Below are 15953 nucleotides of genomic sequence, written 5' to 3' on the forward strand. Positions count from 1 at the left end.
AACGAGCGCACGCGGTTTTCTCGCCGTCGAAGGCTGTGCCTGTCTGCTCTACGCAGTGCAATCAGGACAGCCAGGCGAGGGCATCGAAGAGGAAAACCGCAACACGAATTGCGCTCCCCCCGCGGGCGCAGGCTGCAGCTGCACCTCGGCTCCATGCAGGGCCACGATCTCCCTGACGATGGCGAGGCCCAGCCCGGAGCCGTCGCCGACGGTGCCCTCCCCTCGTACGAAGCGCTCGAAGACTTTCCCGCGCTCTTCGGGACGGATGCCCGGTCCGGAGTCGCTGACGCTGATGCACGGGGGATCGTGCGAGATGGCGAGGACGACCTGCCCCCCGCCGGGCGTGTACCGGATCGCGTTGTCGATGAGATTACCCAGCGCCTCGCGCAGCAGGTCCACCTCGCCGCGGACGATCACCTCCGGGCGAGCGGGCGCGAGCTCCAGGGCGATGTCACGCTCCATGGCCGCGTCCATGTATGCCTCGCCCACCTCCCGGGCCAGTGCGACCAGGTCCACGGGAACGAGTTCGATGCTGCCGCGGCCCTCCGGGTCCAGCCGGGCGAGCAACAGCAACTGCTGCAGGAGCCGCGCGGTGTGCTGCGTGGTGGTCTCCAGCCCGCGCAGGGCCATGCGCGTGCTTTGGAGGTCCGGGCAACGCGCGGCTCGCGCGATCCCCAGCTGCAGGCCCGCCAGGGGCGTGCGCAGCTGGTGCGCGGCAGTGGAAGCGAAGTGGCGCTCGCGCAGAACCAGCTCGCGCACGCGACCGAGCAGGTCGTTCAGCGCCAGCGCGAACGGCCGAAGCTCGCGCGGGACGTCGTGGGTGGGCATGGGATCGAGCGAGGCATGCGAACGCTCGTTCCAGACCGCGGCCATGCGCTCCAGGGGACGCACGGTGCGCCGCACCGCAATGGCGACCGCGACCGCCGCCAGCAACACCAGCGCCACCACCGGAGCAAGCACCACCAGCAGAGAACGGGTCGCTTCGTCACGTTTGGCTTGCGTCTCGGCAACCAGCACAAGCGTCGGCTCTCCGGGTCCGGGCACCTGCACGGCCGCGATGCGCACCCGCTTGTTTCTCAGTACAGCGCCGTACGCCCACTCGCCGTGGCCGAAGCGGTCCTGATAGTCACCGTGCCGGGGCAGGTCGCCGTCGCCGATCAGGTGGGTGCCGCCCTGCAGGACTTCGTACGACACGCGGTCCACCACGTCGTAGCGGAGCATGGCCTCGGCTTGTGGCGAGAGTTCCACGACGGCCCGCGTGCCGGCGTACCGCACCTGCGCAGCGAGCGAGTGGGCGGCATCCAGCAGCCAGCGGTCGAACACCGCTTCCACGACCTCGTGGGCCAGGAACGCGGTTGCGGCGCCTGTCACCAGGATGATGACCAGCACGGGGCCCAGCAGGCGACCCAGGAGCTCCCGCTGCAACCACCGGTCCGCAGGTGACGTCATCCCGCGTCGCGGCGGCCACCCGCCTCGCTCTCGGGCTCCAGCCGGTAACCGAAGCCACGAACCGTCTTGATCGCAACGCCGGAACCCGCCAGCTTGCGGCGCAGGCGCGAGATGTACACGTCCACCGCACTGTCGCCAAGTTCCACGTTGCGCTCGGCGAGCACCTCCACGATGAAGCGGCGCGCCACCAGGCGCGGGGCGCGTCGCAGCAGCAGGCCCAGCACCTCGAACTCGCGCGGATGCAGCTCCAGCGCCTGGCCGTCGACCAGCGCCTGACGCTCCTGGCGCAGCCACACCAGGCGGCCGAACTCCACGCGCTCCCCGCGCGTCGCTCCCGAGCGCCGCTGCAGCGCCTGGATCCGGGCGTCGAGTTCCTCGGCGGAAAATGGCTTCACGAGGTAGTCGTCCGCGCCGCGCCGCAGGCCCTCGACGCGGTCCGTCACGCGATCGCGGGCGGTGAGTGCGATCACGGGGGTATGGGGATCGCGCGTGCGAAAGCGCTCCAGCCAGTCGAGCCCATCGCCATCCGGCAAGTTCAGGTCCAGGGCGACCACATCCGGCCGCATTTGCGCCGCCGCCTTGTCCGCAGCGGCCAGGGTGGCGCACGCGTCGACGCCCCACGCCTGTGCGCGCCAGCGCGCCTCGAGCTCGTCGCCGATGGTCGGGTCGTCTTCGATGAGGAGGATGTGCATGCGCATGTCGCCTGGCTGTGCCGCCAGTGTATCGGCCGCCCTGCTGAAGGACTCCTGAAAGCTTCAGAGCCAAACAATCCGGGTTTCCACCTGAATTGTCGCGGTGATGCAGCAGGCCTTCTCGCCCCCCCTTGCCAGCTCCACCTCCAAGCCCGCCCATGTCATCCTGTTGCACGGACTCGCCAGCTCCCCCAAGGAGTTCGGCTTGCTGGTTCGTCCCCTTCAGCAGCAAGGGATCGCTCTGCACGCACCCGAGATCCCGGGCTACAGCCATGCCTGCTTGTCCGGAGCGCCGCGCTGGCAGGACTGGCTGGATGAAGCATGCGCCGTGGTGGAGCAAATCGCGGCACGGCACGGGCCCGTGGTACTCGGTGGCCTCTGCACGGGTGCTGTGCTCGCACTGGGCGTCGCCGCGCGCGCTGCCGCGATGCCTTTGCCGGGCCTGGTCCTGCTGTCGCCCCTGGTCACGTACGACGGTTGGGGCTTGCCGTGGTGGTATCGCCTCCGTGTCATCGCCTATGTGCTGCGCCAGGAGCACCGCTTCTTCATGAAGGAGCGCCCTCCGTATGGTCTGAAGAACGAGCGGCTTCGCCAGTGGGTGCGGCAGCAGATGGACGCCGGCCAGGCCACGCTCGCCGGCCCGGCGCGCGTGTCCCTGCGGGTGGTGCGGGAAAGCGAACGCATGTCCCGCCAGGCGAACGGCTGGCTGGAGAACCTGCACGTCCCCACGCTGGTCGTGCACGCCCGCGAGGACGAGATCTGCAGTCTTGCAAGGGTCGAGGCGGCAGTTTCTCGGGCGCCCGCGGAACTCCTCGAACTCGCCGTGCTGGAAAACAGTTACCACATGATCACGGCCGACAACGATCGGCAGCTGGTCGCCGAACTGCTAGCCCGCCACGCCCGAGCCTGTCTCCACACTGCACCCGACCACCGGCCAGCCATGGCCTAGGGCCCCTGCATGCCTGCGGTCTACCAATATCCCCATGGAATCCATCGAAACCCTCAAGCAGCTGATTCATTCGCAGTTCGACGTCGCAACCGCGGACATCGATCCCGACGCGCCGTTCGCCCAATACAACCTCGACTCTCTCACCGTCGCGGAGCTGATGTTCGCGGTGGAAGACCAGTTCCACGTGCAGGTTCCTGACCAGGCCATGTCCACTGTCACGAACCTGCGCGGCCTTGCCCAGATGCTGGACGAACTCCGCGCCTCCAAGGTTTCCTGACGTGAAGCAGCCGACCGCTCGGGTGGGCGTCATGGGAATGGGGGTGGTGAGCCCCCTCGGAAACGACATGGACGCTTCGTGGCGGCTCCTGCGCGACGGTGGTAGTGCGATCCGTCGGTTGGACCGGGGTGGGCAGCCGGAGCTACCCGTAGCATCCGCCGACTTCGACATCTCGAAAGTCCTGAGCAAGCTACGGCAGGTCGGCACCGAGCGAGTGAGCCACATGGCACTGCTGGCGGCTCTGAACGCGCTTGCCGACGCGGACCACGGAGGGTGGCAGGACGCCGAACGTGTCGGTCTTTATGTCGGCACGGGGATGGGTGGTGCAAGCACGATCGAGAACGGCTACGCGGCCCTGCACGCTGGTGGGCGGATTCCCCCCCTCACCGTTCCCGCCGGCATGGTGAACAGCGCTGCCGCCCTGATCGCGATGCACATGGACATCCGCGGGCCCGTACTGACGTACGCAGTCGCTTGTGCGTCCAGCGCGGTGGCCATTGCGGAAGCCAGTCATGCATTGCGCCGGGGCGAGGTGGACCTTGCAATTGCCGGCGGGGCCGAGGCCCTCCTCGTGCCCGGGGCCTTGGCCGCCTGGAACGCGCTCAGGACGCTCGCGCCGCCGCACGAGGCTGTCGGGAGCAGCTGCCGGCCTTTTTCCCGCGACCGCAACGGCTTGGTGCTGGGCGAGGGTTCCGCGTTTCTGGTCCTGCAGCGCGAAGCAGACATCCTGCGACACGGGCGCGTGCCACGCGCCTGGCTGGCGGGCAGCGGGGTGCGCTGCGACGCGGCGCACCTCACCAACCCGAGCGTCCGCGGGCAAGTCGCCGCACTCCGGGCCGCGCTCGCAGCGAGCGGGCTCACGCCAGCGGACGTCGGCTATTGCAACGCCCACGGCACCGGGACGCTTGCCGGCGATCCCGTGGAGTGCGAAGCGCTGCGTGAGGTCTGGCAGGAAGCGGCACCGAAGCTGGCTCTGAGCTCGACCAAGGCGGCGCACGGCCATTTGCTGGGCGCCGCTGGCGCCCTCGAAGCCGTGTGGACGATCCAGGCCCTGCGTACCGGCGACCTGCCTCCCACCCATGGCCTCGTCGACATCGATCCGGGTTGCCGAGGCCTGGAGCACATCCTCCATGCCGGGATTCATGTCCCCGACCTGCGGCATGCGATCAGCAACTCCTTCGCATTCGGCGGTACCAACGCGACGCTGGTCTTCAGCAAGGCATGACAAGCGATACGGACGGCGCCGGGCGAAAGCGAGACGCAGTTCCGGACCTGCGATGTGATGCAGTGCGAGATGCTCGACTCCCTCTGCCGCTTGCGGCTCGCGTCGGCGGCCGCGTCAACTTTGCTGGCAAGCGGTACGAAGCTGCCGATACTCCAGTTTCACGCCCTTGCCCGGGCCTTCGCTGGTGAGCGTGAGCCGCCCGCCCAATCGCTTGGCGATCGCCGCGACGATCGACAGGCCGAGGCCGGAGCCGGACTCGCCGGCAGGTGCGACTCGATAGAAGGGCTCGAACACCCGCGACAGATGCTCCGCGGCGATGCCCGGGCCATTGTCCACCACCACGATCACGGCATCGTCCTGCTCCGCATAGACGGACAGCGTCACCACCGCGCCGCAGGCGCAGTACTTGACCGCGTTCTCGGTGACGTTGTGCAGCAGGGTGGCCAGGTCCATTGGCGTGCCCTGGACGCACACACCCGGCTCGCAGCGCTCCATCCCCAGGTCCACGCCCTTGGCCTGCGCCTGCGACACCAGCGTGGCGATCACCTCCTTGGCCATTTCGGCCAGCGGCACCGGCGCCATTTCCCGTGCCGCAGGCGCTTCCGAGCGGGCCATGGACAGCAGTTGCTCCAGCAGGTGCTGCATGCGCACGATGCCGCTTTGCAGTGAAGCCAGCCGCTCTCGCGCCGGCCCTTCGGGCAGCACGCGCTCCACATTCGCGACCTGCAACTGCAGCGCCGCCATCGGCGAGCGCAGTTCGTGCGCCGCATTTGCCACGAAGCGCTGCTGATGCGCCAGCGCACCCGTCAGCTCCGCCAGCAGCCGTTTGATCGATCGCACGAAGGGTTCGATCTCCGAGGGGATGTCCAGGTCGGGAAGATTGGCGGCGTTCGCCATGGCGTGTGTGTCGACGTGGCGCGCCAGCCTGGTGACCGGGCGCAGCGTGCGCGCCACCACCTGCCGCACCAGCACAATCAGTACGGGCATCAGCAGCAACAACGGGATCAGGGTGCGCGCGGCGCTGTGCTGGGCGATCTCGTCGCGCACCTGGGTTTGCTGGGCAACCGCCAGCCGCGCGCCATTCGGCGCCGTGCTGACCAGGACGCGCCAGCTGCGGCCGTCCCACTTCACGGTGTGCAGGCCCTCCGCCAATCCGGCAAGTTGCCCGGCAATGCCCGGTTCGCCCGCGCGCAATGGAATCACCAGCACGTCGTCGTCCGGCTCGGAGCCTGCCAGCTGCGCAAGCCGTTGGGGCATCGAGATCTGTCCGCCGACTATCAGCCCCGCAGTGTCGTGCAAGGTTCCGTCGAGGATCTCGTTCGCGTCGTGCAGGGCCCACACGAACGACAGGATCCCCGCCACCGCACCCGTGAGCAGAATCACTGCGAGGAGCGCAGCGGAGAGCCGCCACTGCAGCGAATGGTGAGCGCCTGCCGGCTTCATGTACGAGCGTCCACGAAGTAACCGACGCCGCAGACAATCTGCGGCGCGCCGGGGCCGCCGCTGCGCCGCACCACCGCGCGCATCCGCGCCAGCAATTCCACCAACAACACCCGCATCGCCGCGCCCTTTCGCCTTCCCTGTCCCGCCTCGCCGGCCACTGCCAACCAGCACGAGGACGCCATCATGGCGGCGTTCCGGTGCCTGTGCCACATGCCAGAAGAAGAGGAGCCGTCGGATCGGCTGGCTGCGTCGGCAGCTGCGGTCCGGCGCCCGCTTGCAGCTGCAGGCGCAAGCCGGTTGTATCGCTGACCGGGACCTCCCGCAGGCCAAAGCCATGGCGCCGTGGTTGCTCCTCGTAGAGAGACCCATACCAGACCGGCACCGCCGCCGTAGCGCCGGCGAGCACTGCGTCCGAGCGCCAAAGCCGAAGGATCTGGCGCTGCTGCGCACCGTGGGGCGCTGGCAGGAGGAAGTTCAGGCTCGCACGCCGGCCCCCATCGAGCCGCGGCAGCACCGGCCGCTGCGCCAGGTCCGATGTGCCGGTGAGAACCAGCAAGGCCGCCGCCGGCGTCCAGGGTGGTGCCGGCAGCCACCCTGCGGCCTCGAGCGCGCGCGTCACGCCGCCGGCCCCGCACGCCCACTGCAGCACGAAGCGCTCCTCGGTGTCGCCGGCGAGTTCGCGCCGCTGCATTGGCAATTCGCGCCAGCCACCCTGTCGCCATGTGTTCGCGGCGATCGCCTGCGGCTGGGGTGCCTGCAGGTACATCGCCAGGTCGGCTGGGCCGCGCCAGCGGTTCCACGCGAAGCCGGAAACGAGAACCGCGAGGCAAGCCACCGCTGCCAGCTGTCGCGGCGCTACTGGCTCGGTGATCTGCCGCTGGGTGTACAGCATCGCCAGGAAAGCGACCCAGGCCAAGCCCACGCTCAAGCCCGCCATGACGTCGGAGAACCAGTGCGCACCGAGGTACAGGCGGGAGAATCCCACGAGCGCGACATAGATGGCGACGATGGCTGCAATGACCTGTCGCCAGCGCACCGGCTGCCCGCGCGCCAACAGGAAGGCGAGGAAGCCCAGCACGACCACCGAGACCGTCGCATGGCCGCTCGGGAAGGAGAAGCGCTCGTTCCCGCCATAAAGCGCCAGCGGCCGTGCCCGGCCCAGCGTGTGCTTAAGCACCTGCACCAGCAACTCGCCGAAGGCAGCGCAGGCAATCCAGTAGCGCGCCGAGCGCCAGCAGCGGCGCCACAGCAGCCAGGCAAGAACGGCCACGACGAGCGGCAGCAGCACGCCGACGCTGCCCAACTCCGTGATCAGCACCATCACCTGGTCGACGTCCTCCGTTCGCAGCTGCTGCAGAAAAGTGAACACGCTGCGGTCCGCCTGCACCAGGGGATCGTTGGTGATCACGTCTTCCAGCAGGAAGAGGAACAGGCCGCCTGCGGCCAGCAGCAACACTGCACCGACCAGCATGGCCTGCCCCCCGGCACCGGCCGGCTCCAGGATCCCACGCGCCATCCGCGGGATACGGCCATCGTGCTGCCGCAGCACGGCCAGCAGGCGAGTGCGGCCGCGCGTCGCCCAGGGCGCGACGCGCCTGTGCACGCTGGTGACCAGCCAGACGGCCAGCCAGAGCAGAAGCGCGAGCAACACCAGCAGCAGCGCGAGCCGGCCGCTGACGGCTTCTGCCATCTGCAAGGATGACCCGAGCAGGGCACCGGGCAGGATGTGCACCGGCGCCCACAGCAAGGCCGACAACACGTTCGTCACGTAGAAGCGTCGTCGCGGCATGCGGCCCAGCCCGGCAAGCAGCGGCAGGAAGGCACGCAGCGGGCCAGTGAAGCGGGCGATGGCCACGCTGGCCGCGCCGCGGCGCTGGATCAAGTCCTGCCCCTTGGCAAGCAACGCGGGCCGACGCTGTGCCATCGGCAGAAGGCGCCGCGCGACCGCTGAATGGCGACCGAGCTCGTAGCTGAGGGCATCGCCGGCAATCGCGCCAAGCGTCGCCCAGCCCAGGGCGGCAGCCATGCCGAGCGCGCCATGCCCCACCAGCACGCCGGCGACGAACATCACCAGCGCCGCGGGGACCACCGTGCCGACGACGGCCAGCGACTCCGAGAACGCGACGATCGCCACGACACAGAGCGCAATCGCGGGGTGCTGCCCGGCAGCCGCGATCGCATGCGCGAGCGTTTGTCCTGTCACTGGGTTTCCTCATGCTGTGCATGGCATCTGTCGATGCAGGGCCGCGATCATGGACGAATCCGGCGCAGTCGGGTGCGCATGGCAACAAGGTGCGGGGATTTCAGGCAGAACTCAGTTTCATGCGTTAGGGTTCCGCGTTTTGGAAAAAGAACCCTTGATGCGCGCCTCACCACAGCGGCGCTCGGACCTTCCGGGCCACTGCCGGGCAGCAGGATGGATGCTCGCGCTCGCAGCCTCGCTCGCCGGATGTGCTGACACCATGCCACCGCTGCCGACCGGGCATACGCTGGTGGGCTCGGTCGCCGACCTCCGCGTCGACCGTTCGCAGTTGCCATTCCCGGAACTCGCAGAGCACCCATTCGCGGCCGACGGTGCCCTCGATCTCGACGACATCGCGACCCTGGCCGTGTTGAACAACCCCGACCTCAAGGTCGCGCGCGCAGATGCCGGCGTCACGCACGCGCAGGCATTTGCCGCCGGACTGCTGCCCGACCCTCAGTTGCAGTTGACGCGCGACTTCCCCGATCGCCAGGAAGCTGGAACGACCAACGCCTTCAACCTGAACCTCAGCGAAGACCTCAATGCGTTGCTGCGCCACCCGCACGACAAGCGCGCCGCCGAACTCGATGCGCGCAAGACCGACCTCAACCTGCTCTGGCAGGAATGGCAGGTGGTCGCCAAGGCACGTACGCTCGGGGTCAAGCTGGTGCAGGAGCAGCGGCTGCAGCGGGTGCTGCAGGAAAACCGCAGGCTGTTCGCCGACCGCTATCAGCGCACGGAGCAGGCGCTGGAGCGACGCCTGCTCGCCATCGACGCCGTCACGCCGCACCTGACCGCGCTGCAGGACGTCGACAAGCAACTGCGCGACCTCGAGCGGCAGGTCAACACGGATGCCCACGATCTGAATGCATTGCTTGGCTTGTTACCCGACACCCCCGTCCCCCTGCGCGCCCAGCTCGCCGTGCCAGACATCGACGAGTCCGCCGTGTTGGCGCTGCTGCCGGACTTGCCGGCGCGCCGGCCCGACCTGATCGCCCTGCAGGCCGGCTACCAGGCCGAAGACCAGCGCGTGCGCGCCGCGCTGGCCAGCCGCTTTCCCACCTTCAACGTCGGCTTCACGCGCGCCCGCGACACCAGCGGCGTCTACACGCACGGCTTCGGCGTCACCCTCAGCCTGCCGCTGTTCAACGGCAACCGCGGCAACATCGCGATCGAAGAAGCCACGCGCGAGAAGCTGCGCCGCGACTACGAGAGCCGCCTCGACACAATGCAATCCGACGTGCATCGCATCCTCTCCGAGCAGCGCATCAACGCCCGCCAGCTGCGCGAGGTGAAAGAGGGCATTGCCTCGCTCTCCACCGCTGCCGCCGATGCGGATGCCGCGTTCCGGGCGCGTGCCATCGACGCGCTCGCGTATGTGACGCTGCGCGCGTCCCTGCTGTCCAAGCAGGTGGAAGAAATCAACCTCGAGCAGTCGATCCTGGAGCAGCGCGTCGCGCTGCAGGCGTTGATCGGCCCGACGACCGCGATCCCCGCGTTGAAATGAACCGTCCATGAAGAAGCAGCGTTCCCTTGTCATCGCCCCGGTCGTGGTCGGCATCGTCGCGATCGGCTGGTACGTGCTCGCGCGGCACGGCGGCTCCGCCAAGACGGCGAATGCGACGCCGCCGCCGCCCGAACCGGTTGCCCTGGTCGCGACGCAGACAGCGCAAGTGCAGCCATTGCCGGTGCAGGTCGTGGGCTACGGCGAGGTCACCACCGGACAGGTCGATGCGGTCAGCTTTCCGCGCGCGGGGCAGCTGACGCGCCTGCTGGTCACACCGGGGCAGCGGGTGCGCAAGGGCACGCCGCTCGCAACGCTCGCCACCGACCCCAACGCGCTGACCGCCTATCAGCAGGCCGCCAGCGCCGTCGGCTTCGCGCAGCGTGAGCTGGCGCGCACGCAGGAGCTGTACGACCTCAAGCTGGCCACGCAGTCCCAGCTGGATACCGCGCGCAAGGCGCTGCAAGACGCGCAATCCAACATGGCCACGCAGCGCCAGCTTGGCGGCGACATCGTGTCCGGCAACGTGGCGGCGCCGTTCGACGGTATCGTCACGGCGGTGCCGGTCTCCCTCGGTGACCGGCTGCAGGCTGGCGCCACCGTCTTGCAGCTCGGTCATGCCGACGCGCTGCGCGTGACGCTCGGCCTCGAACCCGGCGAGGCGAAGCGCGTCGCCAGGGGCATGGCCGTCGTGGTCACGCCATTGCAGGACTCCGGCGGCAGCGTTCCAGGGACCGTCGCCCTGGTCCAGGACCTGCTCGATGCGAAGACGCAGCTGTTCGACGTGATCGTGGTCATGGCCCCGGGCGCGGCCCGCGTGCTGGTGCCTGGCAGCAAGGTGCGCGCGACGATCGCCACCGGGCAGCAACAGGGCTGGGTGCTGCCACGGCAGGCGGTGCTGAGCGACAACCAAGGCAGCTATGTATTCCAGGTCGCTGCCGGCAAGGCGCACCGCGTTCCCGTCCAACAGCAGCAGGAGAGCGGCAAGCAGGTGGCGGTCAGCGGCCCGCTGCAGCCCACCCAGCCCGTGGTGGTGCTGGGCAACTACGAACTGCAGGACGGCATGAAGGTGCGCGAGGGAGCGCGATGAGCTTCGGTACCTGGGCCCAGGACCATCGTCGCTCCATCCTGGTCCTGTTCCTGCTGGCCGCCGTCGGCGGCGTGATCGCCGCGCTGCAGTTGCCGGTGTCGCTGTTCCCCACCGTGGACTTTCCGCGGGTGCTGGTTTCGCTCGACGCCGGCGACCAGCCCGCGCAGCAAATGGAGATGCAGGTGACGCGCCCCGTGGAGGAAGCTGTGCGGCGCGTACCCGCCGTCGAGGACGTGCGCTCCACCACCAGCCGCGGCTCGGCCGAAGTCTCCATCAACTTCAGCTGGGGCACGGACATGGCCAGTGCCACGCTGCAGGTGCAGTCCGCGATCACGCAGATCCTGTCGCAGCTGCCCGCCGGCGTCCATCTCGAAGTGCGCAGGATGGACCCGACGGTCTTTCCCATCATTGCGTACAGCCTGACTTCGAATTCGCTCTCGCTGGTGCAGCTGCGCGACCTCGCCGACTACCAGCTGCGCCCGCTGCTCTCCAGCGTCACCGGCGTCTCGCGCGTGCAGGCGCAGGGCGGCGCGGTGGACGAGTACCAGGTCATCGCCGATCCGGGACGCTTGCGCGCGCTCGGGCTGACCCTCGACGACGTCGCCAAGGCCCTCTCGGCGCAGAACGTGCTGACGGTGGTGGGCCGGCTCGAGGACCGGTACAAGCTGTACCTCGCCGTGTCGGACACGCGGTTGCAAGACCTGGACCAGATTCGGCAGACCGTGCTGCGCAGCGGCTCCGGCGGCGTGGTGCGCCTGTCCCAGGTGGCCAAGGTGGAGGACGGGACCGAGCCCCAGTGGATCCGCGTGACGGCCGACGGCAAGAACGCCGTGCTGGTGTCGATCTACCAGCAGCCGGGGAGCAACAGCGTGCAGATCGCCAACGACGTGAAGCAGCGCCTGGCCAACTTCGCACCGCAAATGCCCGCCGGCGTGAAACTCGCCAACTGGTACGACCAGAGCGAGCTGGTGACAGCATCGGCCAGCAGCGTGCGCGACGCCATCATCATCGGCGTTGCTCTGGCCGCGCTGGTGCTGTTCCTGTTCCTGCGCAATCTGAAGATCACGCTGATCGCCATCGTGGTCGTGCCGACCGTGCTGGCCGCCACCGTGGTGCTGCTGCACCTGCTGAACATGAGCTTCAACATCATGACGCTGGGCGGCATGGCGGCGGCAGTCGGCCTGATCATCGACGACGCGATCGTGATGGTCGAACACATCATGCGGCGGCTCGCCGGCAGCAATGCACAGGACAAGAGCGGCGGCGTCATGGCCGCTGCCCTGGAGTTCTTCCGGCCGCTGGCGGGCTCCAGTGCATCGACGATCGTCATCTTCCTGCCGCTGGCCTTCCTCTCCGGTGTGACCGGTGCGTTCTTCAAGGCGCTCTCGATCACGATGGCCTCGGGCCTGCTGATCTCTTTCGTGATCACATGGCTGGCCGTGCCCATCCTCGCCGACAAGTTGCTGAGCGAGAAGGACGCGCAGCACCGACCCCCCGGACGGCTGCAGGCCTGGATGTCCACGCGCTACCGGTCGCTGCTGGAGCACCTGCTCGATCGCTCCTGGCTCGTGCTGCTGGGCATCGTGCCCTTGCTCGTGCTGGGCTGGATCGCTTACCACCAGGTCGGCTCGGGGTTCATGCCGGCGATGGACGAAGGCGGCTTCGTCCTGGACTACCGCAGCGCTCCGGGTACCGCCCTGAGCGAGACCGACCGGCTGCTGCAGCAGGTCGAGGCGATCATCCGCGCGACACCCGACGTCGCGTCGTATTCGCGCCGCACCGGGACCGGGCTGGGGGGCGGCCTGAGCGAGGCCAACCAGGGCGACTTCTTCATCCGGCTGAAGTCGGGCCAGCGGCGATCCGTCGACGAGGTGATGACGGACATCCGCGCGAAGGTGGAACAAGGCGTGCCCGGCCTCCAGGTCGAGATGGCGCAACTGATGGAGGACCTGATCGGCGACCTCACCGCGGTGCCGCAGCCGATCGAGATCAAGGTCTACACCGACAATGCGGCGCAACTGCCGGTGCTCGCGCGCGCGGTGGCGGACCGCATTGGCAAGATCAACGGGGTTGTCGACGTGAAGAACGGGATCAACCCGGCTGGCGACGCGCTGCAGATCCACGTCGACCGCGTGAAGGCGGCGATGGAGGGAATGGATCCGGATTCCATCACGAAGGCGGTCGACGCCTACCTGACAGGGAACGTGACCACGCAGATTCCGCGCGGCGACAAGACCATCGGCGTGCGGGTCTGGGTGCCGCCGGCAACGCGCGACAGTCCCACCGCGCTGGCCGACGTCCAACTCGCCGCCCCGGATGGCCACTTGTTCCCGCTGCGTCGCGTTGCCACCTTTTCGGTGGCGACGGGGCAGCCGGAGATCAGCCGCGAGAACCTCAAGCAGATGGTGGCGGTCACCGCCCGCATCGAAGGGCGCGACCTGGGCTCCACCGTGAACGACGTCAAGTCCGCGCTGGACCAGGGCAAGCTGTTGCCGAAAGGCGCCTACTACGAGTTGGGCGGCCTCTATCAGCAACAGCAAATCGCGTTTCACGGCCTGGTGATGGTGTTCGCGGCCGCCACGGCGCTGGTCTTCGTGCTGCTGCTGTTCATGTACGAGAGCTTCCGGCTCGCCCTGTGCATCCTGCTGATCGCAATGCTCGCGGTGTCGGCCGTGTTCACCGGACTGTGGCTCACGCACACCGAGCTGAACATCACGGCGATGATGGGCATGACGATGATCATCGGCATCGTCACCGAAGTGGCGATCTTCTACTTCTCCGAGCAGCAGGAGCTGGCGGGCAGCGGCGAGAGGCGCGCTTCGCTGGTGCAGGCTGGTGTCAATCGCATGCGGCCGATCATGATGACGACGTTCGCGGCCATCCTCACGCTGCTGCCGTTGGCCTTGGCGCTGGGCCAGGGCTCGCAGATGCAGCAGCCCCTGGCCATTGCGATCATCTCCGGCCTGGTGGTGCAGCTGCCGCTGGTGCTGGTGGTGATGCCGGCGCTCTACCATCTGATGCACCGGCGGGTGAAGCGCCGCTGACCGGCGCGGCAGCGGACGGGTTCCCTCAGGGTAGTTTCAGGTGACGGGTGCAACATGGGCAAATGCGATCTCCATGGTGGGGGTCGCATGCACAGGAGCCAAAGTTGTACAAGCCCTCAATTGCCCTCGTAGCCGTCGCACTGGCGTTCGGCATGTCGCACTCCTTCGCCGCCGAGCCCTCGCAGGCCGAGCTTGCGGCGCAAGCCAGGGTCAGCCATGCGGATGCCGAGAAAACCGCACTTGCCAAGGTGCCGCAAGGAGTTGTGAAAAGTGCCGAGCTCGAGCGCGAGCACGGCAAGCTGGTCTGGTCTTTCGACATCGCACAAGCTGCCAGGCAAGGCGTGACGGAGATCCAGGTCGATGCCCTCAGCGGCGCAATCGTCTCGGTCAAGCGCGAAAGCGCCAGCGCCGAGGCGAAGGAAGCCGCCGCGGAAGCAAAGGGAAAGTAACGCATGGGACGCAGCCCCCTGGTGGCTTTCGCATCGAGCCGGGATTCCGCGTCCCGGTCAAGTGCTGCCGGCATGCTGAACAAGGTGCCGGCGATCACGTTCGCGTTCTGGGTGATCAAGCTCCTTTCCACCACGGTGGGAGAAACGGGGGCCGACTACCTGGCCGTGAACGTCGGCCTCGGCACGGCCGTGACCACGGGCATGACGGCAGCGTTGCTCGTCGCTGCGCTGCTGCTCCAACTCTCCCGGGATCGATACGTGCCGGTGGCCTACTGGCTCACGGTGGTGCTCCTGAGCGTGGTGGGCACGCAGATCACGGACATCCTCACCGATGACCTGCACGTCAGCCTCTACGCCAGCACCGCCGTCTTCGCCGCGCTGCTGGCCGCGGTGTTCTTTGCCTGGTATCGCAACGAAGGCACCCTGGACATCAACGCCATCGACAACCGCCGGCGCGAACTGTTCTACTGGGCCGCCATCCTGGTGACCTTTGCCCTCGGCACCGCGGCGGGCGACTTGGCCACCGAGGCCCTGGGCCTCGGCTTTCGCGTCGGCGTGCTGGTGTTCGGCGGATTGATCGCCGCAATCTGCATTGCGTGGCGACTCGGTGCCAATGTGGTGCTGGCGTTCTGGCTGGCCTACATCCTGACCCGTCCGCTGGGCGCTTCACTCGGCGACCTGCTGGCCCAGTCGCGCGAATACGGCGGGCTGGGTGTTGGCACCGTCGTCACCAGCGCCGTCTTCCTGACCGTGATCGCCGGCCTCGTACTGGCAGCCAGCCTGCCGCCGCGCCGCGCGCGGTGATCGACAACAATCCCACCTCACCGTACAAATGCCAAAAATCCGACCCTCCCCCCTGCCTGCCCTCATCGTCGTCCTCGGGCTGGGCGCGGCGCAATTCTTACCTACCGCCGCTTGCGCGGCCGACGCGGCTGCGCGACCCACCAGCGCCTCCAAGCTGGGCGATCTGTCCAGGTTCCGCAGGATCGCGCAGGACACGTCGGCGCTTGTGGACCGAGGCGATCTGGCGGGAGCGAAGGCCCGCATCAAGGACCTGGAGACCGCGTGGGACGACGCGGAGTCGGGCCTGAAGCCGCGAGCCGCTTCTGACTGGCACAACGTGGACCATGCCATCGACCAGGCGCTCCAGGCGCTGCGCGCCAATCATCCTGACGCAACGGTGTGCAAGCAGGCGATGAGGGAACTGCTGGCCAGCTTCGACGCGCCTGCGTCCACAGCGAGGTAGGGGCGACACGCGCCTCGTTCGCACACGCTGGTGAAGCTGATGGCGACTTCGGTTGCCACGCCGCTGGAGCGGCAGTTCACGTTGATCCAGGGCGTGACGGAGATGACCTCCAGCAGCGGCACCGGATCGACCTCCATCACCCTGCAGTTCGACCCGGCCCGCAACATCGACGCTGCGGCGCAGGACGTGCAGGCCGCCATCGCGTCCGCCTCCTCTCTGCTGCCCAGGACGCTGCCGAGCCCTCCGACCTGGGAGAAGGCGAATCCCGCGGACTTCCAGATCATGTCGATCGCGGTCACCTCGGATGCGATGCCGCTGCACGAGCTGGACTTCTACGCCGACA

At 68.2% G+C, this 15953-nt stretch carries 14 protein-coding genes; 10 read left to right on the forward strand and 4 right to left on the reverse strand.

The genetic code is table 11. From position 1 onward, the window contains the following. Positions 1-48: 48 nt before the first annotated feature. Positions 49-1425, reverse strand: a complete 1377-nt coding sequence (locus tag JWP60_RS15620; protein WP_299793184.1) for a sensor histidine kinase — start codon at positions 1423-1425, stop codon at positions 49-51. A 20-nt stretch (positions 1426-1445) separates the two neighbouring features. Then, on the reverse strand, positions 1446-2141 hold the full coding sequence (locus JWP60_RS15625; RefSeq protein ID WP_299793187.1) for a response regulator transcription factor: 696 nt from the start codon (positions 2139-2141) through the stop codon (positions 1446-1448). 106 nt (positions 2142-2247) lie between these two features. On the opposite strand from JWP60_RS15625, the gene JWP60_RS15630 reads away from it, so the two are divergent. From JWP60_RS15630 to JWP60_RS15640, 3 genes are read left to right on the forward strand one after another with little or no spacing between them, the layout of a single operon-like run. Further along, positions 2248-3090: an alpha/beta fold hydrolase gene (locus JWP60_RS15630; RefSeq protein WP_299793190.1), complete on the forward strand. Its 843-nt coding sequence runs from the start codon at positions 2248-2250 to the stop codon at positions 3088-3090. Between the two features lie 34 nt (positions 3091-3124). Next, positions 3125-3367, forward strand: a complete 243-nt coding sequence (locus tag JWP60_RS15635; protein ID WP_299793193.1) for an acyl carrier protein — start codon at positions 3125-3127, stop codon at positions 3365-3367. A 1-nt stretch (position 3368) separates the two neighbouring features. Further along, on the forward strand, positions 3369-4592 hold the full coding sequence (locus JWP60_RS15640) for a beta-ketoacyl-[acyl-carrier-protein] synthase family protein (RefSeq protein ID WP_299793196.1): 1224 nt from the start codon (positions 3369-3371) through the stop codon (positions 4590-4592). Between the two features lie 114 nt (positions 4593-4706). Here the strand turns inward: JWP60_RS15640 and JWP60_RS15645 are convergent, their stop codons facing one another. Next, on the reverse strand, positions 4707-6206 hold the full coding sequence (locus JWP60_RS15645; RefSeq protein WP_299793199.1) for an ATP-binding protein: 1500 nt from the start codon (positions 6204-6206) through the stop codon (positions 4707-4709). A gap of 10 nt (positions 6207-6216) precedes the next feature. Then, on the reverse strand, positions 6217-8238 hold the full coding sequence (locus JWP60_RS15650) for a bifunctional DedA family/phosphatase PAP2 family protein (RefSeq protein ID WP_299793202.1): 2022 nt from the start codon (positions 8236-8238) through the stop codon (positions 6217-6219). Positions 8239-8287: 49 nt separating this feature from the next. Here JWP60_RS15650 and JWP60_RS15655 point away from each other — a divergent pair, with 49 nt between their 5' ends. From JWP60_RS15655 to JWP60_RS15685, 7 genes are all read left to right on the forward strand, one after another. Continuing rightward, positions 8288-9784 (forward strand): TolC family protein, encoded by a 1497-nt coding sequence (locus tag JWP60_RS15655; protein ID WP_299793205.1) that lies wholly within the window; start codon positions 8288-8290, stop codon positions 9782-9784. A gap of 7 nt (positions 9785-9791) precedes the next feature. Beyond that, positions 9792-10871, forward strand: a complete 1080-nt coding sequence (locus JWP60_RS15660; RefSeq protein WP_299793208.1) for an efflux RND transporter periplasmic adaptor subunit — start codon at positions 9792-9794, stop codon at positions 10869-10871. Beyond that, positions 10868-13915, forward strand: coding sequence for an efflux RND transporter permease subunit (locus tag JWP60_RS15665; RefSeq protein WP_299793211.1), 3048 nt, complete (start codon positions 10868-10870; stop codon positions 13913-13915). The genes JWP60_RS15660 and JWP60_RS15665 overlap by 4 nt, the downstream gene beginning before the upstream one ends. Positions 13916-14019: 104 nt before the next feature. Continuing rightward, entirely contained in the window at positions 14020-14364 is a 345-nt protein-coding gene (locus JWP60_RS15670) for a PepSY domain-containing protein (RefSeq protein ID WP_299793214.1), read from the forward strand. Between the two features lie 72 nt (positions 14365-14436). Next, on the forward strand, positions 14437-15168 hold the full coding sequence (locus JWP60_RS15675) for a hypothetical protein (protein ID WP_299793219.1): 732 nt from the start codon (positions 14437-14439) through the stop codon (positions 15166-15168). Between the two features lie 28 nt (positions 15169-15196). Continuing rightward, on the forward strand, positions 15197-15610 hold the full coding sequence (locus tag JWP60_RS15680; protein ID WP_299793216.1) for a histidine kinase: 414 nt from the start codon (positions 15197-15199) through the stop codon (positions 15608-15610). Between the two features lie 39 nt (positions 15611-15649). Next, positions 15650-15953, forward strand: a 304-nt coding sequence (locus tag JWP60_RS15685) for an efflux RND transporter permease subunit (RefSeq protein ID WP_363320871.1), incomplete at its 3' end; no start/stop codon positions are given.

This window comes from Ramlibacter sp., assembly GCF_028291745.1.
Lineage (GTDB): Bacteria > Pseudomonadota > Gammaproteobacteria > Burkholderiales > Burkholderiaceae_C > Ramlibacter.

Excerpts from the sequence above, each read along its gene's own strand:
- JWP60_RS15635 (WP_299793193.1), top strand. The coding sequence starts at position 3,125 with ATGGAATCCATCGAAACCCTCAAGCAGCTGATTCATTCGCAGTTCGAC.
- JWP60_RS15630 (WP_299793190.1), top strand. The coding sequence starts at position 2,248 with ATGCAGCAGGCCTTCTCGCCCCCCCTTGCCAGCTCCACCTCCAAGCCC.
- JWP60_RS15665 (WP_299793211.1), top strand. The coding sequence starts at position 10,868 with ATGAGCTTCGGTACCTGGGCCCAGGACCATCGTCGCTCCATCCTGGTC.
- JWP60_RS15655 (WP_299793205.1), top strand. The coding sequence starts at position 8,288 with ATGGACGAATCCGGCGCAGTCGGGTGCGCATGGCAACAAGGTGCGGGG.
- JWP60_RS15625 (WP_299793187.1), bottom strand. The coding sequence starts at position 2,141 with ATGCACATCCTCCTCATCGAAGACGACCCGACCATCGGCGACGAGCTC.
- JWP60_RS15680 (WP_299793216.1), top strand. The coding sequence starts at position 15,197 with ATGCCAAAAATCCGACCCTCCCCCCTGCCTGCCCTCATCGTCGTCCTC.
- JWP60_RS15675 (WP_299793219.1), top strand. The coding sequence starts at position 14,437 with ATGCTGAACAAGGTGCCGGCGATCACGTTCGCGTTCTGGGTGATCAAG.
- JWP60_RS15660 (WP_299793208.1), top strand. The coding sequence starts at position 9,792 with ATGAAGAAGCAGCGTTCCCTTGTCATCGCCCCGGTCGTGGTCGGCATC.